Raw genomic sequence first — 13370 nt, 5'->3', positions numbered from 1 at the left:
ATGTTGGAACTATAGTGTTAGATATCATCCGAATAGGAACGATACCTCAATTGGGGAGCAATCATCAATTCCCTCTGAGCGAGCAATAGTTTGTTTAAGGTTCTTAACTTGAATAGAGAGAATTCTATAAGGCGAAAAGTTAAGACACCTAGGAAAGAATTCCATATAGTCTGCTAGTATTGACGGCACCCGTTCAACGCGAAGGAGAGACGCGTGGCTTCTATGAGTACCAAATCTGGTACCGATTATAATCAAGAGTTACCCTCAGTTGGTAGTTCGAATTATTCGGGACTTAACGTTACAGATTTGTTTGGAATCGTATCTAAACGCATTTTGTTTTTCTTAACCGGTTTCGTGCTAGTAGTTGGTTTGTTGCTGCTTTACTCTCTTGCGGCCACGCCAAAGTACACCGCATCGTCAGAGCTCTTCGCCAGCTACGATGACACTTCTTCGTCATCGCAAGACATTTCATCAATAAACACCGCAGGCTCATATATAGCCACTCAGATCAAGTCTTATCCGAGTCTTGCTACCACTCAGGCTGTGTTGGAGCCAGTCATCAAGGATCTCAATCTCGATATGTCTGTGAAGGATCTTGGTGAATTGATCACGGTCACTAATCCGACGAACACCATGCTTGTAGATATCTCAGTTGAGACGGACGACGCCGCACAATCGCAGAAGATTGCTAATGGTGTTGCTGAGTCACTTAGCAACACCATTAAATCATCGTTGTATTCATCATCCAACTCACCAGTGAAGCTCGCAGTAGTGCAAAAGGCAACTCTTCCTGATAGCCCAAGCTCTCCTAATATCAAACTGAACCTATTAATTGGTATTGTGCTTGGCATCATCGTTGGCATCCTCGCTGCACTGGTCAAAGATATGACCGATACCCGACTCAGCTCGGTTCGAGACCTGCAGAATATTACTAATGCTCCGCTGTTGGGCTCAATCCCAGACACAGATGTGGTTAAACAGGCGGCGCCGGTGGTTACTTCTGCTCCTAGCTCGCTGGTGGCTGAGGAATACCGACGTGTTCGCTCAAATCTCTCCTTCATTGCACCTGTCAAGGGATTAAACTCACGTCTAATCGTTATTACTTCTACAGAGCCTGGTGAAGGTAAGACCACGACATCAGTGAATATCGCTGCAGCTTTTGCCGAGAACGGTAGCAAAGTGCTCCTGATTGATGCCGACTTGCGTCACCCCTCAGTTGCGACGAAGGTTGGACTGGAAGAAGCAGTTGGTCTTTCCCATGTGCTCTCAGGTCAGGCGAATGTGGCTGATGCTGTGCAGCGTTACTGGAAAGCTAATTTCCACATCATGCCAGCTGGTCCTAAGCCGCCGAATGCTTCTCTGCTGCTGAACTCTTCCACCATGGAAGCCATGGTGATGCAAGCACTCAGGCAATACGATTACGTCATTATTGACACCACCCCAATGACCATCGCGGCAGACGCTGGCATGTTCGGGCGTATGGGCAACGGCGTGGTGATGGTTGTCGGCAGAGGAATATGCGACAAGAAAGATCTTGGCACCACTCTGCAGCAGCTCCACAATGTGGAAGTGCCAGTCATCGGCACAGTACTCAATTACGCTGAGCAATCCAAGAAGCATCATGGCAACTACTATTATTACGACACAGAAGGTAAGCGCCAGCAGCGTCAACAACGCCGCACAGACAAACGGTGAAGGAGCCTTACGACGCTATGAATGATTCTCATACAGTCGACAATGGGCAACCGAGTTTGATGTTCCCCGTGATTAGCACGGATGATAACGCTCCCTCTGCTGCGAGCAATGCAGCAGAGGATGAGCAGCTCATTTTTGCACAACAAGATGCTGCAGTTGGAGATGTGGTTGATACCAACTGGGATATACCCAAGATTGATTTCACAGAGCATCAGCCACTGCGCGTCAATCCAGTACCATTGCCTCCGGCATTTCCGCCTGCGCATACCGACCAGGTACGAACTACTCCGACAAGCAACTCCGTGTGGGACGCCAAACTTGATTTAGATCCCGCCGAAGATAGTGCAGTACAGCCAGTCGCGCCATTATTTGCCCCAACAGTCACTCCCGAAGAACGCAACCTAACTGCAGCGACTCCCCAAGAGGATGCAGTACCGAGATCTCTTCCTAGACGAAGTGTGCAGGAAGATCAGGAGTTTTTGAGCATATTAACGGGGGCAGACGCTGACGAGCAACAGGTGGCAGCAGCGCCAAGACGTAGATCACATACTAATACTGAAGAACCGGCCACCAAAGGGATTCTGTGGTACATAGGCTGCGGCGCTCTGCTTGGTGTAGTCGTTGTAGCTGCGGTAATACTAGTAGCTAGCCTTCTGCAGTAAGAATCGATCTATATGACTGCTAGGCGATTTGCAGTTCAGGAACCACAGCGGGATGCTTTTTTAAGCTCAGCAGTATAGTTCGTAGAGCCTTATTCGTTTGATCCGCTGCACGTTCAAAAACATCAAAGCTTTTGCGATGCGGATCTTCAATATCATCAGCGCTTGGCAGCAACCCTTGAATCAAAGGTGCAGTAGCGATAACAGATTCTAAGCGGTCAGCAACAGTGAGTCCGCGCACCATATTGCTATTGGCGCAGTACACCGCGATATTAGCGAAATCTCCCAGCAAAAAAATGCGTTTAGACATTGAAGGAGCCAGGAGAGCAATTTCTTGACGTTGAATTTTCTCAAAACAGAAAATGAGATCAGCAGAAGTTGCCAGTTCAGCGGTCAATCGTTTCGACCGGAAAGCTTGTGAGTCAATGCCTGCTCTAGTGAGTAATTTCTCGCTTGACGGGTCGATGCGATGGTTGGCAAGACCATGAGTTCCAGCGCTAGAAATGTTAATAGAAGAGGCTGCTAGATAGCGTTTAGCCAGGAGCTCCCCGATTGGAGAGCGGCAAATGTTCCCTGTGCATACAAACAAAATCAGCATTGTGCTCCTCAACATCCCATCAACTCTGGTGTATTTTTTCTTTGCTCTGGCTGAGCCCTAGTACTTCAACTCAACACGTCTCAACTCAACTTACTTAATGGCACACGCCTTGGTGTCATAAGTTACCCCTTGGTCCGTCCATCCCATCGGGGTCTGATCAAGTTTCAAATCTGTTGTCGCCTTGGAAGAGGTGTTTACATCATATGCATAGGTTACAGACTTGCCTGGTGCAATGGTAGCGACACTCGTCCATAGTTTCTTTCCATTCATAGAGGCTTGGTCGGGCTTTTCAGCGTTACCGGACACTGTGAAATTCGAGATACTGCCACCAAGAGGAGCATAGAAGAGAATTTTTTCAACTGATGTACCAGCGGAGCCGATGCCGTTGACTCCACCTAGGATGTAAGAATTGCCGGTAGCTAGATCACTTTGAGTGATGGTGTTATTAGCAGTGAATTCCACATGATAGCTCTGCGAACCATCAGCATTGCAGCTGTTCCGTGTAATCGTGGTGTTGCGATGTAGATACCAATCAAGCTTAGAAGGATTGTTTTGGTTGAGATAGATACCAACCTCTGGCTCTGTTTCACTACTCGGAGTTTCTTTTGCGAGCCCCGCCCCTTGGAAGGACGCAGCATCATCCTTGTGGAAGGAATACAGGTACAGATGCCGCTGGCTCGCCAAGTTGGTAAATGATTGTGCCATACTTATCATCTTCTTGGCTGTCATATTAGAAAATATGTTGTTCATTGCAGTTGAAGCAGCATACTCAAAATATGCATCCTGCTGGGCAACGGGCACAGTTTTATAAATCCCATTGAGCAGGAATTCGGCAGTATTATCACCGGTAAGCTGTTGGCCATTCGGTAGTGAAACATTGCCGCCGAGCTTAATCATCTCTTGCACGAATACGGGGTCAATCATCATCACCCCATCTGTGGTGCTGGCATAAGCGGATCGCTGCCAAACCGAATTGACGGTTGTAGCTGTGCGCGAGAAATCAGGGAATGAGGCAAGATCGCGGATATCGAATGCCAAGTCCAAAGGAGCCTTAAATACATTTTCCTCATCGGCGTTGGCATTGCCACCGCCAATATTGATGAATTCAGTATTTGGATGAAAAGAGCCAATGGTTATTGAACCGTTATCTGCGGTAAAAGTACCAAGAGAACCAATCAACCCCCCGCTTGAACGCGCCTCAGAAGTTGTCTGTGCCACAATCAAATAATTGCGAGAACCATTTTGCCCGAGAAACTTCGGTAACACTTGAATCAGGCTGTTCACCTGGTCGATCTTGTCTGAAACCGATGTGAATTGCTGCACTGCAAGATCATAGGGTTCTTGTATCTGGCTGAGATGCGGTTCTGGTAGAGCCTTCAAAGTTTTCAGTTCAGACTGTAAAGAGGTGTTAGCAGCATTAAAACCTTGTTGAGCATCAACAATAGGCTGCAGATTGACGTTCCCATCCCCTGAGCTCAACTTTGACGACAGCATAGTGGTTAAAGTTTCTGACAGTTTTGGCAGAGCTTCGGTAGACAGCGAATCAACTGCGCTGGCCATTCCTCGGACTGTGGTGATGTCGTCTCCATAAACCGGCAGAGAGGATGCTATCTTCCATAATCTGCCGTCTGTAATCTTCTTCGCTGATGACGTCTCGGACTGCAGCTGAGGAAGGATTGAAGCAATTGCTTGAGAGTCTTGCAGTTGATCGACATTCTGCACACTTGACAGTAGAGTCATCGCACGCTGCTCGTGTGCCTTGACCTCTTGAGCTTCTCGGTACAGCTTGTATCCCATAAATCCGGCTACGCCTGCCAGTACGAGTAGTAGTAACAGTATGGTGACTATGACATTGCGCACCGTGTGCCGTGGCTTGCGTCCGCGGCTATGCTGACCAGAGTTATGTCTTGAGTGACGAGCATATGCGTCTGGATTTGCTTCGTAGACGCCGTCTGTAGCATTACTCATATCTGGTCTCCTCAACTTCGTAATCTGACATCTTAATTCTGAACATCGATACACTTGTGAACAGCAATTGATAGCTATCTCCACACAATCTGCGTTGGAATTCCCAGAGTATTATCAGAAAACCCCAGCAAATCGTCAAGGTTCGAGTGGTCTACTAGATGTTGTCAAAGGAAAACAACACATACCCGAGGCCAGGAATTTAATTCCCGATAACTGAATCCTTCTTCTCTCTCCTTTCTCTCCCGGCGGTCAACCCCCGCCGGGTTTCTCTTTGTTCGAGGCCAAATAAACCTTCCCTTGTGTCTCCCCATACAAGTCTTCTGCGTACACTGATGTTGAGTAGTGCGGCAGTGTCCGTGTGAGCAGAAGGGTGACATCATGGCTGACGATCTCGATTTTTTCGAGGAATATGCTAAATCGCAGGATGAAGGCGCAACTCAAAACCCTTCAACATCAGAGCTTGATGAGAAGCAACCTTATGGAGCTGACAGTCAATCTGATACCGGTAGGAATCCCGCTGGTCGTCACCAGTCTGGTTCTGGAGCAACAGCGCCGAGAGCTTCAAGGCCAACTGTACGCAGGTCTACACCATTAAGCAGGATAGCTCTGCTCATTGGCATTATTGCACTAGCTGTCGCAGGATTATTCCTTGCCTACGCTGTTGCGCCCTCCAAAATACAGTTCCTCAACGGGATATTTGGCACTACCGCTGCGGCCATAGCATCTGCTGCGCTCGCGTTGATATCTCTAGTGCTAGGGATTGTTTCACGATTCATAGTGCCTCGATTTCAGCGAAGCCACTCCACTGGTTCATGGAGCATAGTGTGCTTTGTCTGCTCACTATTACTGCTCGCAGGCGGATTTGTCGTGCACAATCTATTTCCAACGGGCATCATCAAAGAAGCTGTTCGCGATGAAGCTCCCACAACGAGTGTGTCCGCCATGCAGAAAGGCATGGAGCAAACTGCTGGCACTTGCACCGATGGCTGGCAATCGATGGGAGTCAGTGAGTACCCTGGTGTTAGCAGTATTGAAGCATGTAAAAGCCCTCGCATGGCTTTCATCGTATTTAGTAATACATCCGCAGCAAGTTTATATAGAGGAGCTGCGGAACAAAAGATTGCCAGCCTTCTCAGTGAATATAGCGACAAGTCGCAGGCGCAGGGGGACTGGCGCATACTCAATGGCAAACAGTGGCTGGTGTTTGCCCAGGCATCTGAGATTCAAAAACTCCAAAAATCTTGGGGTGGAACGATTAGCACAGTCGATTAAGAGCTAAATGGTGATAATCTCGCTGGTTTTCTGCCCAGGTATTCGTTTGTGTAGTGATTTGCACTGTAACTGCTACTAGCGCATGATTACAAACCCCGGAATACTGCGGATTTTTCATTGCCGATAGTCATGAGATTGCAGCAAATCCCTACACAAAATGGCTGAAGGGTGAAATTGTGCGCTATGGTGTCCAATATGAGTGAGGAAAACCTTAAAAGTGAGCTAAGTGGCCGCGAATCTGAGGTAATTGCTGGAAGATTTGGCGAGGCCGTGCAAGTACAGCATGCGTTGTTTTCCAAGGATCATGCGCAGGCGAATACTCGACTTCCGATGTTTCTCCTGTTGCACGGATGGGGCTCAAACGAGCAAGATTTAGCTGATTTGATGCGTTACGTGGCTCCTTATAACGATTATGTAGCTTTACGTGCGCCACTCGAGATGCCCCAAGAACTTATGGGGGTAGGTCCTGCCGGTTATACGTGGTTCCATGATTGTGTACCTACTGGCGATGACTTAGATAGAGATGCCTACGCTGCATCCGTTGCCATAGATCGATGGGTACGCGAGCACATCCCAGCAGATCGAGACATCGTGCTGTTGGGATTCTCACAGGGTGGGGTGCTGGCAGTGCATTTATTGCGTATCAACCCCGAACGATACCGAGCTTCAGTATGTCTCTCCGGATTCTTAGCACCAGGGAATGTTGAGGGTTCAGCACCCGCTGACGAACAATTAGCGCAGTTGGACCTTCCGGTTTTCTACGGATACGGCAGCTCCGATAATGTTATTCCGCGATATGAGTTGTTTGCGATGGATGCTTGGTTGGAAGAGCATACCTGGCTTACGTCCCATGAGTATAGAGGATTGGACCATGCTGTCAGCCTCGAAGAGTTCAGCGATATCAGGCAGTGGCTCATACAAAACAATATTTCGTCTGGAATGATGTAAAAAACGCAGTAATTGTCGTCAATATTCGTTGACGGATTCAGTTGTGTAGGGATTTCAACCGATACCGGCAGTATAAGAATTTTGAAAAGGGCGGAATTCCGCCCTTTTCAAAACTATAAAGAAGGCTTTATCAAGATAATCCCTACACAAACGATTTTGTCACTGAAAATTGCCTGCATTAGATGCCAGAATCGGCGTCAACCTGCATCACATAGACGTTGCGGCGCAACAATCGGGCCTCAGGGCGTGATATGTCACCCGCCTCGAGCATATCTTGGATGATGCTGAGCTCGATGGCGTATCCCTCACGTTTAATCTCTTGCACGGTGACCAAAGTTTTTGTGGTGTCGCCCATAGTCGGACGTGCACGCAGAGCATTATCAGCCCGCTGGTGCTCAATCAGCAGTGACAACACATCTTCGGTATTAAAGCGGTCAGAACCTAGTTCAACATATAACTTCTCGATAACATAACGATTTACGTCTGCCTGCAACGATCGAGTGATAGCGAATAACACATCACCATTCATCAACGGAGTTGAATGCCGGATACGTCCACTTAGACGCTTAACTAAACTGTGCGAGCGACGTCGAATGCTGCGCAGTCGCCAACGCATCTCACTGGATTCATCGATATGACTGAGCGAACGAGAAATCTGATCCAAAAGACGTGAGGCTGCACGACGTTCATATTCTTTTCGTGTTTCCTCATCAATCGGATCAGCAGTCAGAGTAGCTGTCTGCGCTGCAGCCGTATCCGTAGATGGCTCAAGTGCATCCGGCGCACTGGGTAATGACTCGGTTGTTGAATCTGCGGCACTCTGCTCAGTTTCTGGTGTTTCAAGGCTGTGCTTAGATTCTGGCTCATCCAAGACGGCAAGACGGTGCTCAATGAAATCCTGCTCCCACGTCAAAGCCTCAATCTGAAGTGCCTCAAATTCCTTAGGATCGCGCTGCCCGATTCTGGCTTTGAGTCGTGCAATCCTTTGGTTGTAGGAGGACAGCACGATTTGAACTGCTCGACGATTTTCGGCGGTGGCTCTGGAAGATAACTCCTCCACCGTTCTACGAAGCACATCAATAACGGTTTCAAAATGCTTAGTGGGGATGCTGTGCGCTCCAACAGGGGCAAGCAACGGTAATGCGAAATTAGCCATGACCAGAGTCACGATAATCACCCCAGCAGCGACAAAAATCAGTTCATCGCGCATTGGGAAAGGTTTACCAGAAGCTAGGAAATACGGAATGGTAAGCACCAACGACAGCGTGATAGTTCCTTTTGGCCCGCCGAAAGTCATCACTGCTGCGGAACGCCAACGTTCTGCAGTCATAGGTCTGCGCCTATGTGAGTTGGCGTCTTTGGTAATGGCAAGCATGCCAGAAACCCAAATGAATCGAATAACCACAACTACTGCTGAAACTAAAGCGATAATCCCAATGAGTGCCCAATTGTTCACTGTTTCATCTGACCAGCTGGTTTGCATGGCCTCTGGCAGCAACATCCCCAGAAGCACAAAAACGGCACCGTTCAAGCTGAACGACAGTACCGTCCACACACTTGAGGACACAATGTTGGTTCGTGAAACATTAGGACCTATACCGCTGCGGTCAAAGCGGATGAGTAAGCCAGCTGTGACCACTGCAAGAATCCCAGATATGTGGGCAATATCTTCCGCGACGATGTAGAGCAGGAAAGGGAAGAAAATCTCCATTAGGATTCGTGTAGTAGTCGTTTCCCAACCGAGTTCGCGACTGGTTTCGAAAAGCCAGTTGAGGCATACGCCAGATATCAATCCGAGTAGCACTCCTCCAACGAAGGAGAAAGCGAAAGTGCCAATGGCCTGAGCCGGAGAGAAAGCCCCGGTTACGGCTGCAAGAATGGAAAATTGGAAGCCTATGACGCCAGTCGCATCATTGAATAATGATTCGCCTTTAAGAATGGCTCGTTGACGGATACTTAAACTAGCTTCTTTACCAAGTGAAGATACAGCCACAGCATCAGTAGGACCAAGAGCTGCACCCAAAGCGAAAGCTGCTGCCAGCGGTATCGAAGCCCATGCGGCGTTCAAAGCGTATCCGACTACGAGCATGGTTGCAGTTGCGAGTCCAATAGCCAGTGAAAGTGAGATACCGAGGTTCTTAATTAAAGACGACTTATCAATACTGTGAGCTTCGTAATAGAGCAGTGGGGCAATAAAGAGCACCATAAAGAGCTCTGGATCAAGGTGAACCTCAGGGAAAAAGGGTAATTGGGTTAACACCACGCCAAGGAGTATCTGCACTAAAGGTGTTGAAACCTTTGGAAGAAAACGACTGAGAAACGAGGAGATCAACACGGCGCCAACGATGCAAAGGATAAGTGTGAACTCCTGCACAGCCGCCCTCTTTCTCGGTCACATGCGCGTACGCATGATGGCTCGGGTGATGAATCCCGCTCCGTTTTGCCATGGATGTTGGGCGCTCATCGTCAACCGGCGCATATCTCATCTCAACACCGACCGACTGCTTCGCTCTCACTGCGTTCCGTGGCTGATGTTTACTATTATCCGCGATAGCGTAATGAACACCTACAGCTTCTCATTCTTCCTTAAATCGTCTTGGGGATGCCGCCACAAGCATAATGTTTCCAATTACTACAGATTAGCCCGTTAGTAACGTGTTAGTGTTGAATTAGGTTTTTGTTAACGGTCTGATTGACGTGCGAAGTCGCTGTTCACCGAGTGGGGAAGTATGCGCCGCGCACAAACTGGTTTGGACTCGCAGCGACCTCTCCGGTGATGGAATCATTCACGAGAAAGGCCCCCTATGACCGAGATGGCACATACGACAACAGATAATGCGACGGAGCTTAAGGAATCGATTGCCCCTGTCCGTGAGGAAACCTCATGGCACGCTATTAGCGCCGAACAAGCACTTGACGCTCTAGAGGTTTCTCCGCGAGGGTTATCCCCAGAAGAAGCTCAGCGACGATTTGAGGTGTTCGGAGCTAACGCGCTTTCTGCCCAGGCGCCTATGCCGAAGTGGAAAATGTTCCTCATCCAATTCAAGAGTCCTCTGATTGCTGTACTTATCGGGTGCGGCATTATCACCATTCTGTTGGAGCATTTCGTAGATGCCATCGCTATTTTCATCGTGCTGCTGCTTAATGCCATTATCGGCTACTACCAAGAGACCAAGGCTGATAAAGCTGTTGAAGCGCTCGCATCGCTGTCGTCACCAACCTCCCGAGTGCTGAGAAACGGTTCAATGCAGCGTATAGAAGCTGCCAACTTGGTTCCAGGCGACATTGTGGTTATGGAGAGCGGAGATAGAGTACCTGCTGATTTGAGATTGATTGAATCTAGCAGGCTGCGAATCAACGAGTCAATGTTGACTGGTGAAAGCACGGATGCCCAGAAAAACACTGAAGCTGTGGATGAGGATGCATCGCTTGGCGATCGCAAATGTGTTGCTTTCTCAGGAACTTTGGTAACTAGTGGCCGAGGGCGTGGGCTCGTGGTGGCGACCGGTTCAGATACTGAGCTCGGTGAAATCAACGATTTGGTGCATGGTGCCAAGGCGAATACGCCACTACAACAAATCATGCAGCGCACTGAGCGCGGTATTTCCATTGCCGTGCTGATCGTGGCAGTATTCGTTTTTCTTGGTGGAGTATTCATCAACAAAGATGCCACTGGTGCATTTCTCTCCTCAGTCTCACTCGTTGTAGCGTCTATGCCAGAGGCGCTGCCAATCGTGTTGACGGTCGCTATGGCCCTTGGCATTTCGAGAATGGCGAAGCGTAATGCCATTGTGCGAACGCTGCCTGCGGTGGAGACGCTAGGATCCACAACGGTGATCGGTTCAGATAAAACCGGCACACTCACACAGAATCGTATGACTGTGGAACAGTTTGCAGTTGGGCAGCAGCGTCCAACACTGTGCGACGAAGAATCTCGTGACCAAATAAGCGAACCGCAGAGAGCTAGTTTGATACAGCTGCTTAAAGCAGGGGCGTTAACCAATGAGGCTTATCGCAACACCGAGGATGACGGCAGTATGACCTACACAGGTGATGCCGTCGATGTAGCCATGGCACGAATAGCAGATGAAGCCGGTGCTATCAGTGCTTCGGAACTTGCATATCCTATAGAGATTGAAACTCCATACGAGCCAGAGTTACGTTACTCAATGACTATTCGTCGTAATCCAGACGGCAGCTATACACAATATGTGAAAGGCGCGCCCGACAGCATAGCCACTATGAGTACCACGATGGATGACGGCAGCGGCGAAGAAATCGCTATGGACGTCGATGCTATGCATCAAACGTACAACAGCATGGGCAGCCAAGGGTTGAGAGTAATAGGGGTTGCCAGTAAACAATTGCCCGCTGATACCGATCTCCACGATCATCAAGAACCGCATAGTTTGAAATTCCTAGGATTAGAAGGAATGTTGGATCCTCCTCGTAAGGGCGTTAAGGAGGCAATCAAACAATGCGCAGATGCTGGTATTGAGGTCAAAATGATTACTGGTGATCATCCTCTTACCGCAGCTGCGATAGGAGAACGTCTGGGGTTGCGACATACCAAAGACGCCTTAACTGGTAGTGAGATGTTGGAGATGAGTGACGAAGTACTCAAAGCACGACTTAGAGAGACTTCTATAGCGGCTCGCGTTTCACCACAAGACAAGCTCCGCATAGTCGAAGTGCTGCAGGATCAAGGCGAAGTTGTTGCAGTCACAGGTGACGGTGTAAACGATGCTCCTGCTTTGAAAGCTGCCTCGGTGGGTATTGCTATGGGCAAATCAGGAACGGATGTTGCTCGTGAGGCGAGCGATGTGGTGTTGACTGACGATAACTTCGTCACCATCACGGATGCCGTTCGTGAGGGACGAGTAACGTTCAAGGCCATTCGAGGTTCGGCATTCTTCCTGCTCTCAACTGCAGTTGCTGCGATGATTGCAGTAGGAGTGAACGTTATTGCCGAGATGCCGTTACTATTCCTCCCGCTACAGATGCTATGGATTAACTTTGTTACCAACGGTGTGCAAGATATCGCGCTCGGTTTCGAGCCAGGTAGCGGTGATGAACTTACGCGCCCACCGAGGGAACGCAAAGAAGGACTGCTCTCCGCAGCATTGTGGGCACGAACAGCTGTGTGTGGTCTATGGATGGCAATGTGCATTCTGGTGATGTTCCGTATGCTGCTCGACAATGGTACTGAAGTTATCCAAGCTCGCACTATGGCATTAACCTTGTTGGTGCTATTCAACTTCTTTATGTCAATGTCAGCCAGATCAGAAACGCTGTTGATAGTGCAGCTCAACCCATTGCGTAACAAATTCCTATTAATCGCATCGGTGGTTGCCTTGGTAATACATGCTGGAGCAATGTATATATCGCCGATTGCCTCAGTACTCGGAGTATCTCCGATGAATGGAACTCAGTGGTTGGTGTGCTTCCTAATTTCCATCACAGTGCTGTTCTTCTGCGAAGGCGACAAAATCATCCGAGCATGGCTTGCCAGACACGGACATGGGCCAAAATCAGGACTTAAGGCCATGGGACGTAGGGCTAGGCGCGGAATTATCACTATGTTGAAAACCAGTCGTTAAGACTCCGCCTCTAGTCGCGCAAAGCAAACGGGCCATGCTACAACTTGGGGTATGAATATCGCATCCGTACCCAAGCAGTGGCATGACAGTATGAGCCAAGCACTTCAACTGGCAGCTGTCGCGGCAAAACAGGGCGATGTTCCCGTGGGTGCTCTGGTGATAGGACCAGACGGAACCGTAGTTGGGCAAGGATATAACCAGCGAGAGCTTAAAGGTGACCCTCTGGCGCATGCAGAGATGGTGGCGATTCAACAAGCTGGCATGCTGAATGATCGGCGTTCATCTTGCGCAATAAATGCTTCCAGACCGTCGCAGCTGTGTGGCGAAGCTGCACATGAAAGTTCCTCGATGCCCCGCTGGAATCTTTCAGACATGACGTTGGTAGTAACGCTCGAACCCTGCCCAATGTGTGCAGGTGCCGCGCTCGCTACGCATATAGGACGCATAGTTTTTGGAGCCTGGGACCCGAAGATGGGTGCCTGCGGCTCGGTTTGGGATATTCCGCGTGACCCACATATTGGGGCTAGGCCTGAGGTTATCGGTGGGGTGCAAGAAGAAGCATGTACCGCGATGCTCAACAATTTCTTTCGTAAATTAAGATAATCGTGAGTTGAGATAGTCCCTCGCAAA

At 49.0% G+C, this 13370-nt stretch carries 9 protein-coding genes; 6 read left to right on the top strand and 3 right to left on the bottom strand.

Annotation, left to right across the window (positions count from 1 at the left end):
* Positions 1–222: 222 nt before the first annotated feature.
* Together LKI20_RS00930 and LKI20_RS00925 are read left to right on the top strand one after the other, a co-directional pair.
* On the top strand, positions 223–1695 hold the full coding sequence (locus tag LKI20_RS00930; protein ID WP_291773283.1) for a polysaccharide biosynthesis tyrosine autokinase: 1473 nt from the start codon (positions 223–225) through the stop codon (positions 1693–1695).
* A gap of 17 nt (positions 1696–1712) precedes the next feature.
* Positions 1713–2357 (top strand): hypothetical protein, encoded by a 645-nt coding sequence (locus tag LKI20_RS00925; RefSeq protein ID WP_291768597.1) that lies wholly within the window; start codon positions 1713–1715, stop codon positions 2355–2357.
* A gap of 19 nt (positions 2358–2376) precedes the next feature.
* Here the strand turns inward: LKI20_RS00925 and LKI20_RS00920 are convergent, their stop codons facing one another.
* Positions 2377–2952, bottom strand: a complete 576-nt coding sequence (locus LKI20_RS00920) for a low molecular weight phosphatase family protein (RefSeq protein ID WP_291768595.1) — start codon at positions 2950–2952, stop codon at positions 2377–2379.
* A gap of 90 nt (positions 2953–3042) precedes the next feature.
* Positions 3043–4920: a DUF4012 domain-containing protein gene (locus LKI20_RS00915; protein ID WP_291768592.1), complete on the bottom strand. Its 1878-nt coding sequence runs from the start codon at positions 4918–4920 to the stop codon at positions 3043–3045.
* A gap of 378 nt (positions 4921–5298) precedes the next feature.
* On the opposite strand from LKI20_RS00915, the gene LKI20_RS00910 reads away from it, so the two are divergent.
* Positions 5299–6192 carry a hypothetical protein gene (locus tag LKI20_RS00910; RefSeq protein ID WP_291768590.1) on the top strand — a complete coding sequence of 298 codons (894 nt, stop codon included), beginning with the start codon at positions 5299–5301 and terminating at the stop codon, positions 6190–6192.
* A 195-nt stretch (positions 6193–6387) separates the two neighbouring features.
* Complete coding sequence (locus LKI20_RS00905; protein WP_291768587.1) at positions 6388–7140, top strand: alpha/beta hydrolase; 753 nt, start codon at positions 6388–6390, stop codon at positions 7138–7140.
* A 178-nt stretch (positions 7141–7318) separates the two neighbouring features.
* On the opposite strand, the gene LKI20_RS00900 is transcribed toward LKI20_RS00905, so the two are convergent.
* Positions 7319–9514, bottom strand: coding sequence for a cation:proton antiporter (locus LKI20_RS00900; protein WP_291768584.1), 2196 nt, complete (start codon positions 9512–9514; stop codon positions 7319–7321).
* Between the two features lie 430 nt (positions 9515–9944).
* On the opposite strand from LKI20_RS00900, the gene LKI20_RS00895 reads away from it, so the two are divergent.
* Positions 9945–12740 carry a cation-translocating P-type ATPase gene (locus LKI20_RS00895; protein WP_291768581.1) on the top strand — a complete coding sequence of 932 codons (2796 nt, stop codon included), beginning with the start codon at positions 9945–9947 and terminating at the stop codon, positions 12738–12740.
* Between the two features lie 51 nt (positions 12741–12791).
* Positions 12792–13343, top strand: coding sequence for a nucleoside deaminase (locus LKI20_RS00890; protein ID WP_291768579.1), 552 nt, complete (start codon positions 12792–12794; stop codon positions 13341–13343).
* Positions 13344–13370: the final 27 nt, after the last annotated feature.

The organism is Bifidobacterium sp. (genome assembly GCF_022647885.1).
GTDB lineage: Bacteria > Actinomycetota > Actinomycetes > Actinomycetales > Bifidobacteriaceae > Bombiscardovia.
Note: the sequence above shows the minus strand (reverse complement) of the source record. Positions and strands in the feature narration are given on the sequence as shown.